Origin of the sequence: Halobaculum roseum (genome assembly GCF_019880245.1) — an archaeon.
GTDB lineage: Archaea > Halobacteriota > Halobacteria > Halobacteriales > Haloferacaceae > Halobaculum > Halobaculum roseum.
The window spans coordinates 144,356-165,572 of sequence record NZ_CP082288.1; the positions used below are offsets into that span (position 1 = coordinate 144,356).

Annotated in this window: 23 protein-coding genes; 11 read left to right on the forward strand and 12 right to left on the reverse strand. The window is 66.6% G+C overall.

From position 1 onward, the window contains the following. Positions 1–11 precede the first annotated feature (11 nt). Positions 12–680: a helix-turn-helix domain-containing protein gene (locus K6T36_RS17065; protein ID WP_222923930.1), complete on the reverse strand. Its 669-nt coding sequence runs from the start codon at positions 678–680 to the stop codon at positions 12–14. A 320-nt stretch (positions 681–1,000) separates the two neighbouring features. On the opposite strand from K6T36_RS17065, the gene K6T36_RS17070 reads away from it, so the two are divergent. Continuing rightward, a complete protein-coding gene (locus K6T36_RS17070; RefSeq protein WP_222923931.1) occupies positions 1,001–2,968 on the forward strand; it encodes an aconitate hydratase in 1,968 nt (655 codons plus the stop codon). 418 nt (positions 2,969–3,386) lie between these two features. Here K6T36_RS17070 and K6T36_RS17075 read toward each other — a convergent pair whose 3' ends face one another. Further along, positions 3,387–4,385, reverse strand: coding sequence for a Gfo/Idh/MocA family protein (locus tag K6T36_RS17075; RefSeq protein ID WP_222923932.1), 999 nt, complete (start codon positions 4,383–4,385; stop codon positions 3,387–3,389). 610 nt (positions 4,386–4,995) lie between these two features. Here K6T36_RS17075 and K6T36_RS17080 point away from each other — a divergent pair. Next, positions 4,996–5,364, forward strand: a complete 369-nt coding sequence (locus tag K6T36_RS17080) for a DUF8170 family protein (protein ID WP_225935272.1) — start codon at positions 4,996–4,998, stop codon at positions 5,362–5,364. A gap of 100 nt (positions 5,365–5,464) precedes the next feature. Here the strand turns inward: K6T36_RS17080 and K6T36_RS17085 are convergent, their stop codons facing one another. The 3 genes from K6T36_RS17085 to K6T36_RS17095 form a co-directional block, all read right to left on the reverse strand. Continuing rightward, positions 5,465–5,608 (reverse strand): DUF7557 family protein, encoded by a 144-nt coding sequence (locus K6T36_RS17085; RefSeq protein WP_222923933.1) that lies wholly within the window; start codon positions 5,606–5,608, stop codon positions 5,465–5,467. Between the two features lie 128 nt (positions 5,609–5,736). Next, entirely contained in the window at positions 5,737–6,201 is a 465-nt protein-coding gene (locus K6T36_RS17090) for a DUF7992 family protein (RefSeq protein WP_222923934.1), read from the reverse strand. A gap of 153 nt (positions 6,202–6,354) precedes the next feature. Beyond that, a complete protein-coding gene (locus tag K6T36_RS17095) occupies positions 6,355–7,014 on the reverse strand; it encodes a helix-turn-helix domain-containing protein (RefSeq protein WP_222923935.1) in 660 nt (219 codons plus the stop codon). Positions 7,015–7,220: 206 nt separating this feature from the next. Here K6T36_RS17095 and K6T36_RS17100 point away from each other — a divergent pair, with 206 nt between their 5' ends. After that, the gene (locus tag K6T36_RS17100) at positions 7,221–7,535 is read left to right on the forward strand and encodes a hypothetical protein (protein ID WP_225935273.1); all 315 of its coding nucleotides are present in this window, start codon (positions 7,221–7,223) and stop codon (positions 7,533–7,535) included. Between the two features lie 125 nt (positions 7,536–7,660). Here K6T36_RS17100 and K6T36_RS17105 read toward each other — a convergent pair whose 3' ends face one another. Together K6T36_RS17105 and K6T36_RS17110 are read right to left on the reverse strand one after the other, a co-directional pair. Continuing rightward, positions 7,661–8,047, reverse strand: a complete 387-nt coding sequence (locus K6T36_RS17105) for a hypothetical protein (RefSeq protein WP_222923936.1) — start codon at positions 8,045–8,047, stop codon at positions 7,661–7,663. 117 nt (positions 8,048–8,164) lie between these two features. Next, positions 8,165–8,956, reverse strand: coding sequence for a M14 family metallopeptidase (locus tag K6T36_RS17110; RefSeq protein ID WP_225935274.1), 792 nt, complete (start codon positions 8,954–8,956; stop codon positions 8,165–8,167). Positions 8,957–9,168: 212 nt separating this feature from the next. On the opposite strand from K6T36_RS17110, the gene K6T36_RS17115 reads away from it, so the two are divergent. Further along, positions 9,169–9,615 carry an Hsp20/alpha crystallin family protein gene (locus K6T36_RS17115; protein ID WP_222923937.1) on the forward strand — a complete coding sequence of 149 codons (447 nt, stop codon included), beginning with the start codon at positions 9,169–9,171 and terminating at the stop codon, positions 9,613–9,615. Positions 9,616–9,756: 141 nt separating this feature from the next. On the opposite strand, the gene K6T36_RS17120 is transcribed toward K6T36_RS17115, so the two are convergent. Then, positions 9,757–10,389: a phosphoribosyltransferase gene (locus K6T36_RS17120; RefSeq protein ID WP_222923938.1), complete on the reverse strand. Its 633-nt coding sequence runs from the start codon at positions 10,387–10,389 to the stop codon at positions 9,757–9,759. A 117-nt stretch (positions 10,390–10,506) separates the two neighbouring features. After that, complete coding sequence (locus K6T36_RS17125) at positions 10,507–10,905, reverse strand: MaoC family dehydratase (RefSeq protein WP_222923939.1); 399 nt, start codon at positions 10,903–10,905, stop codon at positions 10,507–10,509. An 87-nt stretch (positions 10,906–10,992) separates the two neighbouring features. On the opposite strand from K6T36_RS17125, the gene K6T36_RS17130 reads away from it, so the two are divergent. Next, a complete protein-coding gene (locus tag K6T36_RS17130; protein WP_222923940.1) occupies positions 10,993–11,802 on the forward strand; it encodes an alpha/beta fold hydrolase in 810 nt (269 codons plus the stop codon). Further along, positions 11,795–13,438 (forward strand): AMP-binding protein, encoded by a 1,644-nt coding sequence (locus tag K6T36_RS17135; protein ID WP_222923941.1) that lies wholly within the window; start codon positions 11,795–11,797, stop codon positions 13,436–13,438. Before K6T36_RS17130 ends, K6T36_RS17135 begins: the two co-directional genes overlap by 8 nt. A gap of 6 nt (positions 13,439–13,444) precedes the next feature. On the opposite strand, the gene K6T36_RS17140 is transcribed toward K6T36_RS17135, so the two are convergent. Beyond that, positions 13,445–14,083 (reverse strand): SDR family NAD(P)-dependent oxidoreductase, encoded by a 639-nt coding sequence (locus K6T36_RS17140; RefSeq protein ID WP_222923942.1) that lies wholly within the window; start codon positions 14,081–14,083, stop codon positions 13,445–13,447. Between the two features lie 129 nt (positions 14,084–14,212). Here K6T36_RS17140 and K6T36_RS17145 point away from each other — a divergent pair, with 129 nt between their 5' ends. After that, positions 14,213–14,917, forward strand: a complete 705-nt coding sequence (locus tag K6T36_RS17145) for a helix-turn-helix domain-containing protein (RefSeq protein WP_222923943.1) — start codon at positions 14,213–14,215, stop codon at positions 14,915–14,917. 85 nt (positions 14,918–15,002) lie between these two features. On the opposite strand, the gene K6T36_RS17150 is transcribed toward K6T36_RS17145, so the two are convergent. After that, a complete protein-coding gene (locus K6T36_RS17150; protein WP_222923944.1) occupies positions 15,003–15,638 on the reverse strand; it encodes a type 1 glutamine amidotransferase in 636 nt (211 codons plus the stop codon). 290 nt (positions 15,639–15,928) lie between these two features. Then, positions 15,929–16,363, reverse strand: a complete 435-nt coding sequence (locus K6T36_RS17155) for a universal stress protein (protein ID WP_222923945.1) — start codon at positions 16,361–16,363, stop codon at positions 15,929–15,931. A gap of 608 nt (positions 16,364–16,971) precedes the next feature. Between K6T36_RS17155 and K6T36_RS17160 the strand changes: the two genes are divergently transcribed. The 4 genes from K6T36_RS17160 (at position 16,972) to K6T36_RS17175 (ending at position 21,148) form a co-directional block, all read left to right on the forward strand. After that, the gene (locus tag K6T36_RS17160) at positions 16,972–18,405 is read left to right on the forward strand and encodes an ABC transporter substrate-binding protein (protein ID WP_222923946.1); all 1,434 of its coding nucleotides are present in this window, start codon (positions 16,972–16,974) and stop codon (positions 18,403–18,405) included. Next, positions 18,406–19,299: an ABC transporter ATP-binding protein gene (locus K6T36_RS17165; RefSeq protein ID WP_222923947.1), complete on the forward strand. Its 894-nt coding sequence runs from the start codon at positions 18,406–18,408 to the stop codon at positions 19,297–19,299. A 101-nt stretch (positions 19,300–19,400) separates the two neighbouring features. Then, on the forward strand, positions 19,401–20,093 hold the full coding sequence (locus K6T36_RS17170) for an ABC transporter ATP-binding protein (RefSeq protein ID WP_222923960.1): 693 nt from the start codon (positions 19,401–19,403) through the stop codon (positions 20,091–20,093). Continuing rightward, a complete protein-coding gene (locus tag K6T36_RS17175) occupies positions 20,090–21,148 on the forward strand; it encodes a branched-chain amino acid ABC transporter permease (protein WP_222923948.1) in 1,059 nt (352 codons plus the stop codon). The genes K6T36_RS17170 and K6T36_RS17175 overlap by 4 nt, the downstream gene beginning before the upstream one ends. Positions 21,149–21,217: the final 69 nt, after the last annotated feature.

Sequence of the window (21,217 nt, forward strand, 5' to 3'; positions counted from 1 at the left end):
TCTCGGACCGATTAGTTCTCCTTCGTGTTCCCTGCTGATTCACTTCCCGACCCCGAGAAGACGAGGTCGAACAGCCGCTGCTCCGCGAGCCGGAGCCGTTCGCTGAGTGTCGACTGTGCGATATCGAGTTCCGCGGCGATGTCATCCGCCGACGCCTTTCGCGGAACGTCGAAGTAGCCGAGCCTGTGAGCGGTTTGTAGGACAGTAAGCTGTTCCTGCGAGAGTTCGTTCCGCAGGACGCGCCCGAGTTGCCCGCTGCCGAACGGTTCGCCGGTGGTTTCGACTTGATTGACGCTTAACAGCTCGAACCGTCCGAACTGTTCCTCGATTTGCTCCGCGAGCGCTCGAAACGATTCCCACTCCTTGACGGTGACAACTCCCTCGAACGAGTCGTGGTGGAGCTGGAGTCGATTGGGGATCGCCCTTCCACGTAAGATTACTCCGAGGAGGAACGGATAGGGTTCCTGGGCGACGACGGTCAGTCGATAGCTCGCGTTGTCGACGGTCGGGCCCGATACTCGTTCGTGGTGAAACAGCTCCACCCGCGAGAGTTCCCCCGTCACCGATTCCGGATCGAATTGAGACCGTGACGTGACGAGTAGCGACTCGATCCAGTTGCCTTCGTCCGCGTAGAACGCGTTCTCGAACTCGATCCGTTCTCCGTCCGGGATCCGTTCCATGAGATCCCGGACGACCCCGGACGCATCTGTCCGAAACTCGATTCGAAGGATACCAGATCACCACCCAGGGTGTATTGAGCCTTCCCACGACCTATATATAAAATTTGGTTAGAGGTCTAATATTGGCGGAGCGCGGCGCTGAGCCTCCGTTCCCAGCGAGTGACGACTGAACGGGCGGCGAGAACAGCACGGAATCCGGAGTCATGTCATTCTGATGTCTGTTTCGGTGGCAGGCGGATGAACCAATCGAAGGTACAGTCCTTCTCTCACTCAGGGGCGGAGTACTGTTATTGTGTAGCACTGTGCAAACACTGGTAGTTATGGACGGGACACTGACGGAGAAAGTGTTAGAAGACCACCTCGTTGACGGCGAGATAGCGACGGGCGAGGAGATCGGTATCACGGTCGACCAAACCATCGCTCACGACCTGACCGGGACGATGGCGTGGCTTCAGTTCGAGGCGCTCGGCCTCGACGAGGTACAGGTCGAGGTCGCTGGCCAACACTGCGACCACCAGACCTACCAACCGGATTTCAAGGTGTCCGACGATCATCGGTTCCTCCGTTCCGCGGCGGGCACCTTCGGCGCCTACTTTGCGAGACCGGGGACCGGGATCCTCCATCAAGTTCACAAAGAGAACTTCACGGCGCCCGGGAAGACCCTTATCGGCGCCGATTCGCACACGCCGACCGCTGGTGGTCTCGGTTGTCTCGGGATCGGCACCGGCGGACTCGACGTAGCCACCGCGATGGGCGGCGCACCGTATTATCTCGACGTGCCCGAAGTTGTCAACGTTCGCCTACAGGGCGAGCTTCCCGAGTGGTCGACGGCGAAAGACGTCATCCTCGAACTCCTCCGCCGGTTCTCGGTCAAACACGGCGTCGGTAAAGTGTTCGAATACACCGGTCCGGGCGTCAAGGCCCTCTCAGCCCACGAGCGCACCGTTATCGCCAATATGGGCACGGAACTCGGTGCGACCAGCTCCGTTTTCCCGACGGACGAGCGAACGAAGGAGTTCTTCGAGCGCCTCGGCCGGCCCGAAGACTACGTAGAACTGACCCCTGACGACGACGCGGAGTACGACGACGAGGTCGTGGTTGATCTCTCGGAGATCGAACCCTTGATCGCCTGCCCGTCCATGCCCGATAACGTCGTGCCGGTCCGGGACGTTGCGGGGAAAGAGACCGAACAGGTACTCGTCGGCTCCTGCACCAACGGCGCATACGAAGACATCCTTCCCGTCGCGAAGATGTTCCAGGACCGCGAGGTCGCCAAGCGGACGGAGACGATCATCGCGCCTGGCTCGAAACAGGCCGCAGAGATGCTGGCACGGAACGGCTTCACGGCCGAGTTGATGGCCGCAGGCGTCAATTTCTCCGAGGCGACGTGTGGAGCCTGTATCGGGGCCGGCCATGTCCCCGCTTCCGACACCGTGAGCGTACGTACGTTCAATCGCAACTTCGAGGGGCGGTCCGGGATGGAAGACGACGTGGTCTACCTCTGCTCGCCCGAGGTGGCCGCGGCGACGGCTCTCAGAGGGGAGATCACGGATCCGCGTGACTTGGCTGACGACCTCGACGACTTGGAGGCACCGGGATTCGAGTACCCTGAGCGCTATATCGGCGCCAGCGAGTCGGACATCATCATGCCCGAGCAGGCCGTTGACGACGGGCTCGTCAAGGGGCCGAACATCGACGAGGTCCCCTTGAAGGACCCGCTCGGCAGCGATCTGGCGGGACCGGCGCTCCTGAAAATGCCGGACAATATCACGACCGACCACATCATCCCGGCGACACAGGAGGTGTCGGTATACCGCTCGAACGTGCCCAAGCTTTCGGAGTTCACGCTCAAGCGGGTTGACGAGACGTTTGCTGCCCGCGCCGCGGAGGCCGACGGCGGCTTCCTCGTTGCCGGGGAGAACTATGGCCAAGGGTCATCGCGGGAGCACGCCGCGCTCTGTCCGATGTATCTCGGAATTCACGGAGTCCTCGCACGGTCGTTCGCCCGCATTCACAAGTCGAACCTGATCAACTTCGGCCTACTCCCGTTGACCATCGACGAGGAGACGTATGAGAATATCGAGCAGGGCGACGACATCGAACTCGTCGATGACGCGCTTGCGGTGGTCGAGAGCGGTCAGCAGACGTTCACGGTCCGAGTGAACAACAGCTGGGAAGCGAACGCCCATCTGGACGCCAACGAGCGTGAACGCGAACTGCTCGCTGCGGGCGGGAAACTTCCGCACACGCGGCGAGAGTTCGCCGACGGCGTTGACGAGGAGTCGTAGGGTACCCTCCGGCAGACGGCGCCGGATGGTTTTACTCCCGGTTCGCCATTACCGTGCTCACGTGTACACTACCCCACGCTACTCCCTCGGCGCTACCCGCCTGGATTGAGGCCGGAAACTCTCCCTCGTAAACGCTGAATTCGTCGCGTACCCCGGATATTGGAAGTCGGTGTCCATGTTGCTTCACCGAGGGCGGCGACCACCCTGGATCCACTTGCGCTTAGTATATTAAGCAAAAGTGGATTAAGATAGCGGCTACATTGCCCATTTTCGACGGTATACGGCTTGAATCCGTGAATATCTGGGTCACCCCGCACATATAAACCATATATCGTTATACCAAATTTGACTTATTCCGGCGAGCACGCTGGAGATGGGGTCGCCGTCGTGAGACACTGTGATAGGGCCCCGCGCCGGATCAGCGGAGATCGACCGCACAGCCCTCGTCAGCGCTCTCGTACAGCGCGTCGATCACTCGCATCGTCGCGATCGCGTTCTCGCCGTCGGTCAGCGGCGTCGTGTCGTTGGCGACACAGTCGGCGAAGTGTTCCACCTCGAGTCGGTACTGATCCGTCGGGTCGAACGTCTCCACGGCGTGCCTGCCGTCTATCTCGTACTCGAGTGACACCGACTCGTCGACGGGCGCGTCGAACGCTCGCTCGACCGCGATCCAGCCGTTCGTCGCGTCGATCCGATATCGCTGGACGAGCTGGGTGTCGAACCCGGAGGCGACGCGCGCCGAGCGGCCGTCGTCGTATTCGAGCACCCCCGCCAACTCCGTGTCGACGCCGGCGTCCCTGGTATCGTTGGTGTGGGCGTACGCCCGGTCGGGATCGCCGAGGACCGCTCTCGTGAGTGATACGGGGTAACAACCGACGTCCATCAGCGATCCCCCGGCGAGATCCGGACGCAGACGGACGTCGTTCGGCCGGTCGTACAGCGGGAACCGGAACGTCGAGGTCACCGTACGAACGTCCGCGAGGTCGTCGACGACGAGATCGAGCACCCGTTCGGTCCGCGGGTGGTACCGGTACATGAATCCCTCCATGAGGGTGACGTCTCGTTGCTCACAGTGGTCGACGACCGCACGCGCCTCCGACGTGTCGACCGCCAGCGGCTTCTCACAGAGCACGTCGAGCCCGGCGTCGGCCGCGCGCTTCGTCCACTCGGCGTGGAGTCCGTTGGGAAGCGGGACGTACACTGCATCGAGATCCTCGTCGGCCAGCAGTTCCTCGTACGAACCGTAACTCCGCGGGATCGATTCCTCCGCCGCGAACTCGCGGGCGCGCTCGCAGTCCCGGGACGCGACCGCCTCGACCGTGTGCTCGCTCCCCCGGATTCCCGGTATTACCGCCGTTCGGGCGATCCCGGCGGTGCCGAGCACGCCGAACGCGAGTCGGCGCGAGGAGTCCGTCATCCCCGAGTCACCTCCAGCGGACGCGACGAGTCCCGGCGCGCGAACGCGACGAGTCCCGGCGCGCGAACGCGACGGTTCCCGCGCTCGCAACGCGGTCACCTCCGCCCCGCCCCGCCGTTTCGGCCGTGTCGCACTCCGTATCGGCCCGTGATGTGCATCCGCTCGTGGAACCGGTTGTGAGAACCATTATCGAGATCACTTCTCGGTAGCGTATCGTACCGATCATCGTGATAAGATGTTTGTGGAACCGTTAAGCCGAGCCGTTCGGTCGTCGAGCGGTTCCTGGGTCGTTCGGGCGATTCAACGGATGGATACAGCAGTGTAACCAATGGATATGTCTTCTCTGAACTGATATCCAAACCGATCTCTCTCGGAGGTTTGCTCCGGGTACGCTTTCGAACTATCACGGATGTCGCGCTCCCCGTCCGGTAAAACGCATTCCCACGAGGTTGGTTTCAGTTTCGTCCGTTGGGACGGTCGACGCCTTCTGCGGCCTCGATCTCGCCTGTTTTCTCGACCTCGTCGAACAGCTCTCGGTATGCATCGGGTTCGAAGAGGTTGTTCCGATCGAACAGTTCGCGGGCAGCGTCGGTCAGCTGAACGAATCGGTATGGTTGGCCCCGTTCGAGACCACCTCGCGAACGATGCCGCAGCCTCGAACTCCGATGACGGGGTCGATACGTTCCTGATGGACGATATTCTGGATGTATCGGAGTTCTTCACGACGAAATTCAAGTTGCTGGTCAGCTACGCGGACCATATCGTGGGGGTGTACGAACACTTCCTTGGCGGGCACGCGTGGGAAGGAGGCTACATCGATCAGCCGACCTATCGGGACCGGACACGAGCGTTTTATCGTGCCTACGAGACTGAGGAGGGACAGTACTCTGCGTACGACGGGATGTTTTGCACACTATCTCCTCTCGATGGAGCGGGTGGACCGTGCGTACACGTGGACGACGCCCGCGGAACTTCGTGACCATGTCGAGGACGCCTACGCGTCAGACTGATCGCGGGAGTGACCGAGAGCGGAGCCGGACCGCGGTAGCGACGGCCCACCGCACCCGCTGTGTGTGCCGCTACGCGCCTTCCTGGAGGAACCGGCCCTCCTGTTCGTATATCGAGACCAACTCCTGGAGAAATTCCTCGATGGTCTCGTCCTCCTCGCAGTGCTCCTCGATGCGCTCCACGAGGTCGTCGTTGAGTTCGATCGTCTTACCCATGGATAGTTGTTCGCGCGGCAAGATGTTAAACCCCGTTCCGAATCCGGACCGTCGAGAGACGACGGCCAACGGTCCCGGCGACTGACCATGAGCGGCCGATATTCGCCTTGCGATGGTCCACCCTCCGGTCACTCCTCGGGCGACTCGTCGTCGAACGTCTCATCGGTCCACGGTTCCTCGACGCCGCTGTCGGCGTCCCAGTCGAGATACGCGTCGTCGAGCGTCTCGACCACCAGATCGCACAGCTCCGCGAGTTCGGTTTCCGCGCTGTCGGCCAGATCGGCGTCGATATCCCGGGTTGGAGCGATCGTCGGAACCTCGTGTCGGATCCGCCCCTCGGTCGGGTCCCAGAAGAAGTCTACCTCCTCGAAGCAACCGGCATCCGCGAGCAAGGTGATCTCCGATTCGGTCAGGTCCGTGTACTCGGTCCACTCGTGGAACGCATCCGACCACGCGCCGTCGGCGAGCGCCCCCTCCAGTTCGGCCCGACGGAGGTCGCCGTCCGAGTCGCTCACCTCGTCGGCGCCGAGGACGCTCGGCACCGGTCGGTTCGTCAGATCGGGCTGAGCGGGCGTCTCGACATCGAGCACCATACCGGAGGGTACGTCGACATCGCTGATAAATGTCGACGTAGTATCACGGAGACACGCGGCCGTCGGTGTGAATTCTTCAGTGGTACCGAGGCTGTTTCGGCCGACGCGAACGATCGGGCCGCTTGATCGACGCTCCTGACGCGAGATCGGAGCTCACGCGGGATCTGGCGCGTCGGCCTCGAGAGTGTCGGCGAGTAGGTTCTGCAGACCGCGTCGCAGCCGCTGTGAGGCTGCCGTATCGGAGATCCCGAGCCGGTCGGCCAACTCCGCGAGCGTCACCTCCCGCGGCACCGCGAAGTACCCCGCATCGAAGGCGGTCGCGAGCGCCTCACGTTGAGCGGACGTGAGCGCCCGCGATGCCGACTGTCGGAGGCCTTCCCCCTCGTGCACGCGATCGACGGAGAGTCGGACGTCGCGATCGAGACACCGGTGGTAGCAGTCGGTGAGTTGCTCGTGGCTGTCGAACCGGAGCGTCAGGTGCCACGTTCCGCGGGTCGCAACCGCCTCGACGCAGACAGCGTCGGCGTCACGAAGTGCCGTCAACACCGGCGATCGGGGGCCCGTCCACCGAACGCGCACGAGCCACTCGTCGTCGCCGCGGCGGAGCGGGTCGACCCGATCGACGGACGGCTCCGCGGCGACGAGATCACACACCGTCTTCGGGTCGTCGGCCGCGATGGTGAGGTACGGCGCGAACCGATCCCCCAGCGGGACCGCGCATTCGAGCTCGATCCGTGCGTCGCCGGCGACGGCGAGTGTCCTCCCGAGGAGGAACTCGCGAGGGGCAACCGCGACCGTCGCGTGAACGACCATTCGGGCGACCAGAGATCCGCCAAGGACGTGAATCGCGCCAGTCTTTTCCATAGCGTGGAATCACGGGGGCCACCGGGAACCGATGACCGGACCGATACCCGCCCCCTCTTGAACTCGTTTGAGGCCGATAGTCAGCGTTCATACGGAGGTACGGCGAGGATCCGAGCGGGGATCTGGTCGACGAACGACAAGTCGTCGACCGCCCCGTGCGGGACCGACGCGACCGCGACGGATGGCGACCGCAGGACGCGCGAACGAACACGAGAGCTACAGCATCCATGGTACGAAACTTCAGGGCCGAAGACGAGGGGAAGCGCGTGATAACCGCCGACGGCGACGAGATCGGAACGATCGAGAAAACGTCGGGATCGATGGCGCACGTCAAACCGACATCGAACCTGTCACAGAGCGTACGACGCCGCCTCGGCTGGGCCGAGGAGGGGGAGGATACGTACGAGCTGCGAACGTCCAAGGTCGACGACATCGGATCCAACGAGATCAAACTCAAGAAGAACCTCTGAGCGGCGTCGAACGCCACGGAGGGACCGTTCGAACGGCGAAATTTTTTTCGGCGCCTCACCGCGAGAGCGTTCGAACTATCGTGACTGACATGCGGCGGGCTGCTATGCGGGTGACTGACGACGGTTCACCGACGTGAGCGGTGAGGCTTGTCGTGTTCCGATCCGGATCGATCGTCCGCCACGCCCCGACCCTCCGTGCCCCGATCGTCCGTCCCCCGCGCGCCTTCGAGGATCGAGTCCGTGTCCGAATCGACGGCGAGCACGACGGTCGCCTCTCCCTCGCCGACCACCGCGTCCGGGTCGAGCGTGTACCGCCCGCCCTCGTGCCACGAGGGAGCGATCCACGAGTCGCACCCGCGCAACAACCCCGGGTTGGGTTTGGCGTGCCACTCGTCGGGGTCTCCCTCGCCGTCACCGTCCGCTCCATCGCCGCGACGCGCCCAGCCGACCGGCTGCCCCTCGGCCGTCACGAGCCGCTTCCACCCCGTCGTGTCCGCGTGTGTCGGTCCCATCTGGGTTCCTCCGTGATCGGCGCGTCGACCGCGGCCGCCGGGAGTCGGTGCGCCTGACCATGACATACACACGCCAGGGGCATAGCCGACGGCCATGGACAGTGCTACCGTTTATCGCTATTCGAGGGGTTCGCCGTTATCGTCGTTATCACTCTCGAGGGCGACGAGTCTGCGCTCCAGTTCCTCGAGGTGGCTCATCCCGACGACGACGGCGACGTCCCCCTCGCTTCGAAGCGCCGCGAGCCTCGCCACCATCACGTCCTCACGGGTCCGATCGACGAGCGCCGTTTCGGGCGGCGGCTCGACCACGCCGACGAACGCACGGTGTTGCGCGAGGTGACTCGCCTCGTGCTCGGCTTGCACGTCGGGATCGTCGAGCAGCGTCGCGTCGTACTGGATATGCGCGTACACCCGCGGCGTGTACGGCGTGAAGGCGGCGACGATCGCCCCGAGCCGGCAGGCAACGGCCTGCCCGAGCCCGCGGGCGAGATCGGAGACGACCGGCCGTGTGAGCGTTCGTGCGGCGGAGTCGTTCCGGAACCGATCGAAGAGCGCCGTGAGGTAGCGGCGGTTCGGCGCGTCGACGCCGACGACGCGGGCCCCCTCGGCCGCCCGGATGGCCGCGCTCATCTCCCCGCCCAGCCGCGGCGGCACGTGCGAGTCGCGCGCGTACCGGCGAAACAACGGGACCGAAAGCGGCGGCAACTCGACCGCGAGAACGTCCGGCGGGAACGATTCGAGCAGGTGTGAGACCCGGAACACGCTCGCCGGGTGATCGTGTACGACGCCGAGGAGGAGTACCGAGCCCGAGCCGTCGGAGCCACGAAGACAGCGCACGTGCCCCGAGTCGAGTCGGGGATCGGCCGTCTCCGCGTTCGCCGCGGCCAGCACCTCGTCACAGTCGATCATGGAATCTCGGGCGTATGGCGGCTCGTGAACACGGCGAACGCGACTCCTCGAAACTCACAGGAGATCCGACGTGCCGCCGGTCGCTACGTCCCATCACGAACCGTACATACCTTTAGCTGTCGGCGAAAAGGACCCGGCGGTCGTTTCCACGTCGGTCCGATCGACGGAGCGTATTTTGTGTCGGTCGGCGAACTGCGAACGAGGGAGCACCGATGCCGACACGAAGGGATCCGTTCTCCGAGGTGGAACAGCTCATCGAACGGATGAACCGTCAACTCGAAGCCGCGACAGGGTCGAGGTCCGGCGAGGAGTTCGCCGACGAAGAGGAGTACGCGCCGGTCGACCTGGTGGAGTACGACGACGAGTTCGTCGCGACCGTCGATCTGCCGGGGTTCGATCGATCCGAGGTGTCGGTCGAAGTGACGGACAACACGCTCCGGATCGCCGGCGAGCGCGAGGAGGAGACCGAGGAACGCGAGGAGGGAGAAGAAGAACGCGTCCTGCGGCGCGAACGACGTCACGAGTCGGTGCAACGGTCGCTCAGTCTCCCCGACGAGATCGACACGGACGGCGTCACGGCCGAGATGAAAAACGGCGTGTTGACCGTGACGCTCCCGCGCCTGGACGTCGAGTCGTCCCGTGAGATCGAGATCGAGTGACTGACGCCGTTCAGGTCCGGAATCACCGCGAGCGACGAGGACCGGTCGGCTCGTCCCGACAGACCGCTCAGCGCCGGCCGTGCCGTCGGAGACGGGCCGAGATCGGAGCGTATCGGGTCGGCAGCGGTCGTCGTGGACTCATCAGGGTGTATCAGTGGTGAGATACGAACGGGCGTCGTCGTCGGTGACCTGATCGAAGGTTCGGTAGAACTGCCCGACCGCGCCGAAAGATGACGGGATCTCCACGCAGACAACGTCGTCGACCTCGGCGGCCAGACGGGCGAGGGTGTCCGGGGGCGCGACCGGGACCGCCAACACGATCCGGTCGGCGTCCGCGGCGACGATCTGCCGGAGGCACGCGTGCATCGTCGCGCCGGTCGCGACGCCATCGTCCACGACGACGACGCGTTTGCCGGCCAACTCCAACGGCGGACGGTCACCGCGGTATCGGTCCACCTTCTCACGGGCGACCTCGCGTTCGTGCTCGCGACGCTCGGAGACGTACTCGTCGCCGATCCCGGCCTCCGCGATGAGTTCCTCGTTGAGCCAGACGCTGCCGTCGCCGGCGACGGCGCCGATCGCGAGCTCGGGGTTCCACGGCGCGCCGATCTTTCGAGCGGAGACGATGTCGAGCGGTACCTCCAGGCGGTCGGCCACCGCGCGACCGACCGGGAGCCCGCCACGCGGCACCGCGAGCACGATGTCGGCTTCGACGCCGCGCTCCGCGAGGAGGTCGGCCACCCGGTCGCCGGCGTCGTTCCTGTCCTCGAACATCCGTCGCCCTCTCACGCGTCGTGACGCACGCGTCTTCGTCGCCCGACACATTGAACGGTTCGACCATGCGGTCCACAGGCGACGAACCGGCTTACCCGGACGCCGAGTCCACCCCGGTCAGGCGTCGTGCGGCAGCGACAGCACCGTCGCCTCCCCCTCGATCACCGGCTCGCCGTCGACCGACGCGACCGTCTCGACGCGGATCCGGTCGCCGCCGAGCTCCTCCTCGACGCTCGCGCGTGCCTCGATCGTGTCACCGGGTCGTACCGGGGCCTCGAACGAACAGTCCTGATCGAGGTAGACGATATCGCCGGGGAGGGACGCGAGCGCGGCGCTGACGACGCCGGCGCCGAGCATTCCGTGGGCGATCCGCCCGCCGAACATCGTCTCGCTCGCGTACGATTCGTCGAGGTGTATCGGGTTCTCATCGCCCGTGAGGGCGGCGTACTCGTCGATCCTCTCGGTCGTCACGTCGATGCTCGCGGTCGCGGCGTCGCCGACGGTTGCGACTGGCATGGTCGTGCTCATTGCGGGTCGGGGAAAGCGTCGCGGGTTAACATGTGAAGCGCCCGCTTGAAGGTGACGCGAGCGCTGGGATCCCTCGTGCAAACCGCGGATCACGACGGCGTCGCGATCGCCTACGAGGAGCGCGGTCTCGACCCCGCCGAGGCGGAGACGGTCGTCCTGTGTGAGGGGCTCGGCTACGGGCGCTGGATGTGGAACTGGCAGGCCGACGCGCTGACGGACGCCTATCACGTGGTGCTGTGGGACAACCGCGGGACGGGCGAGTCGGACGTTCCGGAGGGGCCGTACACGATAGATCAACTCGCCGGCGACCTGGAGACGGTGCTCGCCGACGCCGGGATCGAGGAGGCACACGTCGTCGGCGCGTCAATGGGCGGGATGGTCGCCCAGCGGTACGCCCTGTCGTACGACCGTGCCCGGTCGTTGGCGCTGCTGTGCACCTCCCCGGGCGGCCCCGACGCGGTGCCGACGCCGGACGCGACGCTCGCGCGGATGTTCTCTGTCCCCGACGACGCAGACGAGCGCGAGGCGATCCGCTACAAGATGGCGCCGGCCGTCACCGACGGGTTCATCGAGGGGAATCCAGAACTTATCGAGCGGATCGTCGACTGGCGCCTCGAGTCGGATGCGCCGCCGAGCGCCCGGGAGGCCCAGGCGGCGGCGGTGCAGGCGTTCGACGCCGGCGACGAACTCGACGAGCTGGACGTTCCGACGCTCGTCGCCCACGGGACCGACGATCGGGTGCTCCCCGTCGAGAACGGCGAGTTGCTCGCGGAGGCGATCCCGAACGCGGACGCGGAGTTCATCGAGGGGGGCTCGCACCTGTTCTTCATCGAGGAGTCCGAACGCGTGAACGACCTGCTCGTCCAGTTCCTGGCCGATGTCTGAGGGGGACGGGGGCGCCCCGGACGAGAACGGAACGACGAGCCCGCCCTCCTCCGGTCCCGACTGGGTCGGCGACTGGTCCGGTCGTCGCGCGTCGCTGTCGCCCGACCGCGTGGGGCTCGTCGACGGGACCACCGGCCGGGAGTACACCTACGCCGAGTTGGACGATCGCGCGGTCCGGACCGCACGAGTCCTCCAGTCCGCGGGCGTGGAGAAGGGCGACCGGGTGGTGTCGCTCTCTCGGAACCGGCCGGCGCTGGTCGACCTGTTCTTCGCGACCGGGAAAGTCGGCGCCGTGCTCGCGCCGCTGTCCCACCGGCTGGCGCCGCCGGAGCTGGCCGAGCTCGTCGGCGACACCGACCCCGCCGCGGTCGTCGTCGAGGCGGCGTTCGCGGACCTCGCGGCCGAGGCGCTCGACGAGGGAGCCATCGACCGCACCGACGTTCCGGTGTTCGTCGTCGGCGACGACACCGACGCCGTCGCGACCGCGGCCGACGACCTCGGAGGAGAGTCGTTCGAGGCCGCTCGGCAGTCCGACGAGACCAACCCCCACCCGAACGCCGACAGCGGGCCGGAGCGACCCGAGGTGTCGCTGTCGGACCCCCACCTGTTCCTCCACACCGGCGGGTCGACCGGGACGCCGAAGCAGACGGTGATCACCCACCGGGCGGTGTACTGGAACTCGATGACGACGATCGCCGCGTGGAACCTCCGCGGCGACGACGTGACGCCGATGCCGTTCCCGATGTTCCACACCGGCGGGTGGAACGTGCTCACGGTACCGTTGTTCCACACCGGCGGGACCGTCGTGATCGCCCGCGGGTTCGACCCCGGGCAGGTGTTGGGCGTCGTCGACGACCGCGACGCGACGGTGCTGGTCGCGGTGCCGGCGGTGTTGCGGATGATGAGCGACCACGACGACTGGGCCGACACGGATCTGTCGTCGCTGCGGTTCGCCAAGTCCGGCGGCGGCCCCTGCCGACGCTCGGTGCTGGAGGCGTGGTGGGACCGCGGCGTCGACCTCTCGCAGGGGTACGGCCTCACCGAGTGCGGCCCGAACAACTTCGCGATGCCCGACGACTGGCCCCGCGAGAAGGCCGACGCGGTCGGCGTTCCCGCACCGCACGTTTCCGCTCGAGTCGTCGACGGCGAGGGCGACCCCGTCGAGCGCGGGACCGTCGGCGAGCTCGAACTGTCCAGCCCCGCGGCAGCCGACGGCTACTGGAACGCCCCCGAGGAGTCCGCAGAGACGTTCGGCGGCGGGTGGGTGTCGACCGGCGACCTCGCGCGCGTCGACGACGACGGCTACTACCACATCGAGGGGCGCAAGAAGAACATGTACGTCAGCGGCGGCGAGAACGTCTTTCCGCCCGAGGTCGAGGACGCGCTCACCGATCACCCGGACGTCAGGGAGGCGGTCGTCATCGGCGTCCCCGACGACACGTGGGGGACCGTCGGGAAGGCCGTCATCGACGGCGACGAGTCGCTGACGCTGGAGGACGTGACGGCGTTCCTCGACGGCCGGCTCGCGCGGTTCAAACACCCGAAACACCTCGCGTTCGTCGAGGAGGTCCCGTACTCGGGCCCCTCGAAGATCGACCGCGAGGCGGTGCGCGAGCGGTTCGGCGAGGACGAGTGACGAACCCTACTCCGCCTCCTCGACGAACCGCGCGGTTCCACGGTCCACGAGCGAGGGGAAGCGCCGCGAGAGCGCGATCCCCAACCGCGTTCGCCAGTCCGCGTAGATGACGGCGTCGGTGCGGTCGACCTTCCGGGCCAGTTTCCGCCCGACCTCGTCGGGGTCGGCGAGCAACGACTCGGGATACCCGATCTCGGCAGCCGAGCGCGTGTTCGTCAGCGGCGGATGCATCAGCGTGACCGCGACGTTCGTGTGGCGCAGTTCCGAGCGGACGGAGCGGACGAGCGCCTCGAGGGCCCCCTTCGTCGAGGCGTACCCCGAGAGCAGCGGGTGGCCGACGATCCCGGCACCGGAACTGACGGTGTGGACCGTCCCGGCATCGCGCTTCAGCATCTCGGGGAGGACCGCCCGCATCGTACGGACGGCGCCGATCGCCGACAACACCGAGTCGTCGTCCGTCACGTCGCACTCGTGGTACCGGACGGCGTCGCCGTGAATCGCCTGAAGGGCGTCGACGCCGGCGCCGTTCACTTCGAGGACGGCGACGCGGTCGCCGTCGGCGAGCAGCGCGGCCGCGATGCCGTGGCCGATCCCCTCGTTCGCCCCGGTCACCGCGACGACCCGTGAGCGGTCAGTTCGTGTCATCCTGCCGTCCCGGAGGCCGTCGGCGACAAAGACTGTGTCCTCGACCGCGGGGGCCGGACCGACCGGGGAGTCACTACACAAACAATTATGTAGTTCGTCCCGAATTTCCCACGAAGGTCGGGGAGCACCATGATCGACGTCACCTTGGACATGGAGCAGTACGACTGTCCGTTCATCCACGCCACCGAGGAGCACGATCTGGCGTTCTCCGCGGTGCACTGGGAGTTCGACACCGCGACCGACTCCCTCGAGACGCGCATGGTCGTCGAGGGTGACGACCGCGAGTCGCTCGGGCGGGGACTGACGGAGCTACGCGAGCACGACGGCCTGCGCGAGTACACTCTCCTCTCGAAGACCGGCGGCGTCGGCCACATCCGAACCGTCATCGACGAGACGGCCGCGATGTCGACCGTCCGCGACGGCGGCGGCTACATCACGGGACCCTTCTACATCGCCGACGGCTCCGAGCTATGGCACGTCGGCTTCGACGATCGCGGCGAGGCCGACGGCACCCTCTCGCGGCTCGATCGCGACAACGAGTACGAAGTGCTCGAACGCGACGAGCCGGATCTGCCGGAGCTGCAGGGGTTCATCCAGAACGCCGGCGCCGCGATGACGCTCATCGAGGGCTGCAAGGACCTCTCGGACGTGGAGCGCGAGACGCTGCAGACGGCGGCCTCGGAGGGGTACTTCGAGAGCCCGCGCTCGGCCACGCTCGGGACGCTCGCCGAGGAGTTCGACGTGTCCAAGCCGGCCGTCTCGAAGAACCTCCGGCGCGGCCAGCGGAAGATGCTCCAGCGTGTCGTCGACGCGATGGGCGAATTGGAGGAGTGACCCGCCTCGGAAGCTCGTTCCGGGCCACAATCGCTCGATTCGCCGTCTCGTTCACGCTACCCGATAACTCGTGTGCGGTCCGGGCTCACTGGCCGGCGTGGGACGCCACGAGGTCCGCGAAGTTGGCGAGCGTTCGGGTGGCGGTGGACTCCGCGAAGGAGCGGTCGGACTCCTCCCAGTCGTCGTACTCGTCGACGATCCGCGGCGTGAACTCCGGGTGATACTGGACGGACCACACCGGGCTGTCGCGGTGCCGGGTGGCGAAGTACTCGTAGTAGTCCGCGCGACCGATGATCTCCATCCCCTCGCCGAGTTCGGTAACCACATCGGAGTGAAGGACGGGCACGGTCGGTTCGACCCCCTCGAAGAGAGGATCGTCGTCGAACTCGGCGTCACGGAGGTGGAGCCGGGAGGTTCCGCTGTCCTCGACCTCCCCGCCGAGGGCGGCGTTCAGGATCTGGTGGCCGAAACAGATGCCGAGCGTCGGCACGCCGTCCTCGACGAGGCGGCGCGCGAACCGCTTCTGCTCGGTGATCCACGGCTGGTCCGGCTCGTCGTACACGCCGGTGCCGCTCCCGCCGATGACGACGCCGTCCACGTCCTCGAGGCTCGGGTCGCCGTCCTCGTTCGGGTAGTTGTACGCACGAGCGTCGGGGAGGAAGTGCACGATCTCGCCGGCCATGTAGCCGCCGTCGACCGCGTTGTCGAGTACCAGTATCATATCCGCGTTCGTTGAGAGGAATTGATATCTTGGCGGTAACATGACTTTCGATGCTGTGGCGGACGGGGGGGACGTTCACGTGCTCGACTGCTACGTCGCCCACGAGCTTGCGGGCCAGTATCTCGATACCCGACGCGTGCGTCGAAGACTCCGAGGACCTCATCCGGGAAGCCGCTCGCGAATACGTCGCGGATGAGCACCGTGCAGGATCTTCAGCCCGACGGTCGCTCGAGGGGACTGTCCGCTATGTACAGGGAGTTCAGCTATCTCTGTCGAATCCGATGCCGGCCTCACGCGTCTCCGGCGCCCGCACCCCCGACCACGAGTGTCGGGATGTCCGTCAGTCTGACCACACGTTCTGTCGTGCTTCCGGCGGTGGCAATGCGTGAGAACCCGGTCCGGCCCTGCGTCCCCATGACGATGAGGTCGACCTCGTAGTCGGCGGCGGCGTCGACGATCTCCTCGCTGGGCGTCCCACGTCGAACGTGGCGCTCGACGCGTACGCCGCGCTCGTCGCCCAGTGCGGCTACCGTGTCCAGCACCTCCTCGCCGATCTCCTCCTGTTTCTCGACCACGAAATCCCAGTGGCCGCTCGGCCCTGTCTGTTCGACGACGAACAGCGCGTGGACCATCGCGCCGAACTGCTCAGCGAGATTCATCGCGTGTTCGGCTGCTAGGTCGCTGTGGTCGCTCCCGTCGATCGGAACGAGGATACGCTCGTACATGCGGCCATCAGCGCGCGGCACGAGAATAAACGGTGGGGGTCGGTCACTAGTCGGTACGCAGGATCGTCCTATCGAGTTTTTCGATCGGGAAGAGGTGAGAAAATAAAGACCCCGATCGTGTCGCAGGTTCAGTACGTGATGACCGCTAGTTCGTCGACGCTCCGAGAGTCGGAGCCGTTCGAAACGACCGGTTCATCGAGGAGGAGACCATGAACGGTGACAGCTGGATCATTGGTGCGTGGACGGTGTTGCGCCCACGGCTCGGTCTGTCGCCTCCTCGACGCTGAAATCACGGTCGAGTTCGGCGGCGGCGTCCGCAAAGTCGGTCGCTGATCCGGATCTGTTTCGCCCTCATACAGGTTCATTGATAGTTCAACCCAACGCCGCGGGTTCAGGTCCGTTCTCGATCGGCCGAAAACAGCCGTCGAGCGATGCGACCAAGGCCGACGGAACGGCGAGCAACCGCTGTCCGCGAACGACCGGTCGATCTCTGAGGGCCGTCGAGCGGTTCAACGGATCCGAACCGGTCGAAACCGTCCCGGCAAACGCCGCCTCGTTCACATGTTAACCCCGCAGTTCTTGCCGGATACGTCACAGTACAGCACTGTATGAGTGAGCGTATCACACGACGCCGGACGCTGGCCGCGCTGGGTGCGACGGGCATCGCGGGTTTGGCCGGCTGTGCCGGCGGGAACGGCGGCGACGGAACCGAAACCGACGGAGATACCGCGGCGGCGGACACGGAGACGACCGACGACATGGACGGGACAACGACGGGGAGTTCGAGCGGGGCGTCCGGGACGGTGAAGATCGGCGTGCTGCAGCCCATCTCGGGCGACCTCCAGTACTACGGGCAACAGGCGCTGTGGGGCTTCTCGTCCGGGCTCGGGTACAAAGCGGGTGCCGAGCCGTCGGTGACCGCGGAGACCGGCAGCCAGACTGTCACCGTCGGCGACGTGGACTACGAGCTGTACATCCGTGACACGCAGTTCTCGGCGGACACCGCCCAGACGCTCGCGACGAACCTGGTCACCGACGAGGAGGTCGACATGCTGTTCGGCTGCGCCTCCTCGGGGGCCGCCACCCGCGTGAGCACGACCGTCGCCCAGCAGGCCGGCGTCCCGTACATGGCCGGTCCCGCGGCGTCGGCGTCGCTCACGTCCGGGTCGGAGGCGTGCGCCGACAACGTGTTCCGCGCCTCCGAGAACACGGCGATGGACGCGCGCTCGGGCGGGAAGTACGTCGCTCAGGAGTCGGACGTGTCGAGGGTGTTCCTGTTCGGCGCCGACTACTCGTTCGGCCGCGCCGTCGTCAACAACTACGAGCAGGTGCTCACGAACGAGGGCGTCGAGATCGTCGGCAAGCGGTTCGTCCCGCAGGGCTACAGCGAGTGGGAGGGGTTGCTCGACAACGCCGTCGAGGCCGGCGCCGAGGGCATCGTCGGCGGGTTCACCGTCGCGACCCTCCCGAACCTGTTCACGACGTACCTCCAGGGCGACTACGACTTCACCGTGTTCGGCGGCTTCGCGACCTCGATCACGAACAACGTCGTCGGCGGCCTGCTCCAGAACCAGCTGGGCGAGCCGCTCACCGAGGAGAAGCTCGACGGCCTCGGCGTCGGTCCGTTCACCACCCGCTACCACTGGAACCAGTACGACAACGAGATCAACTCGGCGTTCGTCGACGGCTACGTGAACGCCTACGGGCGGGTGCCGGATCTCTTCACCTCGGGGACGTTCACCGCGGCCTCAGCGATCGTGCAGGGCGTCGAGGAGGGCGGCTCCACCGAGGGCGCCGACATCGCCGAGGCGTTGCGCGGGATGACCGTCGCGGACACGCCGAAGGGGACGGACGCGTACACCTTCCAGGAGTACAACAACCAGGCCCGATCGGAGATGACCGTCGCGAACGTCGTCCCCACGGCCGACGAGTGGAGCGACGCCTGGGGCGCGGCCGTCCAGCCGAGCGAGCCCGTCGCGCGCATCGCGGCCGAGGAGACGACGATCCCGGCCGACAGCGACGACATGAACTGCTCGCTGTAGATGCTTCGCACGAGCGGCCTCACGAAGCGGTTCGGCGGGCTCACCGCCGTCGATGACGTGGACTTCGCGCTCGACGGTGACGAGCTGTGCTCGCTGATCGGCCCCAACGGCGCCGGCAAGACGACGTTCTTCAACCTCCTCACGGGGGTGCTCGAACCGACCGAGGGCGCCGTCGAATTCCGAGCCGGGAACGGCGGGAGCGTCGACACCGGCAGCGATGAAGCCGACGCGGCGAACGGTGACACGGACGACACCGACGGCTGGCGCGACATCACCGGCGACGCGCCACACGAGATCGCGTCGCTCGGCGTCCACCGGTCGTACCAGGTGACGAACGTGTTCCCGAACTCGACCGTGCTGGAGAACGTCCGCGTCGCCGCGCAGGCCGCCGGCGGCGAGGGCACCAACTTCTGGCGAAACGCCGGCCAGCTCGACCGGTACATCGAGGAGGCGTACGCGATCCTCGATCGCGTCGACTTGGCGGACAGCGCCGAGGTACCCGCCAGCGCGCTGTCGCACGGGGCGAAGCGCCAACTGGAGGTCGGGATCGCGCTCGCCGGCGACCCGGACGTGCTCCTGCTCGACGAGCCGAACGCCGGCGTCTCCTCCGAGAGCGTCGACCGCGTCGTCGACCTCATCGAGGACGTGGCGACGGATCACGCCGTGCTGCTCGTCGAGCACAACATGGACATCGTGATGGAGGTGTCCGACCGCGTCGTCGTGCTCAACCAAGGTGCGGTTATCGCCGACGACGAACCGGCCGCCGTCAGGGACGATCCCGCCGTCCAGAAGGCGTATCTCGGCGGCTACGAGCCCGGAAGCGCGACCAACGCCGCATCGTCCGACGCCGGCGACGACGCGGACACGGGAACGAACGGGGGTGAACCGGCGTGAGCGCGGACGCGAGCGCTGAGTCGAACGCGAGTACGGATGCGAGCACTGACGCGGACGACCGCGTCGCCGACGAGTCCACGAGCGACGACCGCGGCGACCCGCTGCTCTCGCTGTCGGGCGTCGAGACGTACTACGGCGACAGCCACGTGCTCGAGGGCGTCGACCTGGAGGTGTACGAGGGCGAGGTCGTCGCGCTGATGGGGCGAAACGGCGTCGGGAAGACGACGACGCTGCGCTCGGTGTTGCAGCTCACGCCCCCGCGCGAGGGATCGATCCGATACCGCGGCGAGGAACTCGTGGGGCGAGAGACTCACGAGGTCGCCGCCCGCGGCCTGGGGTGGATCCCCGAGAACAGGCGTATGTTCGGACAGCTCACCGTCGAGGAGAACGTCCGCGTGGCCGTCCCGGCCGCCGACGACGCCGACGAGGCGCTGGATCTGGCATTCGACACGTTCCCGGACCTCCGGGAGCGATGCGACGCGAAGGCGGGCGACCTCTCGGGCGGGCAACAGCAGATGCTCTCCATCGCCCGCGGGCTCGTCGGCGAGAACGACCTGTTGCTCGTCGACGAGCCCAGCGAGGGGCTGGCGCCGCTCATCGTCGAGGCCGTCGCGGAGGCGCTGACTGAGGCGGCCAGCGACACGACGATGCTGCTGGTCGAACAGAACCTCCCGCTCGCGCTCGACGTGGCCGACCGGTTCTACGTGCTCGATCACGGCACCGTCGTCGACGAGGGCGACACCGACGCCGTCAGCGCCGACGGCGACCGACTCCGGAGGTACCTCTCGGCATGAGCGCGATCGCTCACGCGGCGGCGTCGCTGGCCTCGCTCGCGCCCGCCGGAGCCGCGCTCCCCCTGCAGTTCACGGACGCGTTGATCGAGTTCCTCTCGCCGACGACGCTCGCGGACGTGATCGTTCGCGGGATCGCCGAGGCGAGCCTCTACGTGATGATCGCCGCCGGCCTGACGCTGGTGTTCGGGCTGATGGGCGTGCTCAACTTCGCCCACGGGTCGCTGACGATGCTGGGCGCGTACCTCGGCGGGCTGGTGCTCGTGACCGTAGTCGCGCAGTCGACCGGCGGGGCCGGGCGACTGCTCGCGTTCGGCGTCGCCGTCGTCGTCGCCTTCGGCGCGCTCGCAGCGCTCGGCGGCGGGCTGGAGATCGGGCTCGTGCGGCCGATCTACGACCGGCCACCGCTGTATCAGATCCTGCTCACCTTCGGCGTGACGCTGGTGCTCGACGAGCTGGCGCGCATCGTCGTGCTGTTCTACGGCCTGCAGCCGACGACCGTCTGGCAGGACGTGCTCGGGACGAAGCCGGCGTTCCTCGCCGACTCGCTCGGCGTCGCCGGCGTCTCCGCGAGCGGGCTGGAGCTGTTCCACATCCTGTTCGGCGTCGCGACCGTCGTCGGCGTCCACCTGTTTCTCACCCGGACGCGCTACGGGCTGTTCGTGCGCGCCGGCGGCGAGGACAGCGAGATGCTGTCGGCGCTCGGCGTCGACGTGAACCGGGTGTTCACCGTCGTGTTCGCGCTCGGGACCGGCATCGCCGGCGCCGCAGGCGTGCTGCTCGCGTGGGACCCCTCGTGGGGCGCGTCGGTACCGCTGGCTGCTGAAACGCTGCTCCCGGCGTTCGTCGTCGTGATCGTCGGCGGACTGGGAACCTTCCGCGGCACCGTCGTCGCGGCGCTGATCGTCGGCCTGGTCGACTCGTCGATGACGTGGTGGTTCCAGAACTTCGTCGACTTCACCGGCCTGCCGGAGATGGTGGTGTTCCTCGTGCTCGTGATCACGCTGATCGTGAAGCCGCAGGGCCTCTACGGCGTCTCGGAGGTGGGGGGCCATTAGCTCACCCGACGACGGCTCCGCGGACGGAGCCGACTCCGAAGCACGCGCCGACACGGGCGACGCGGACTC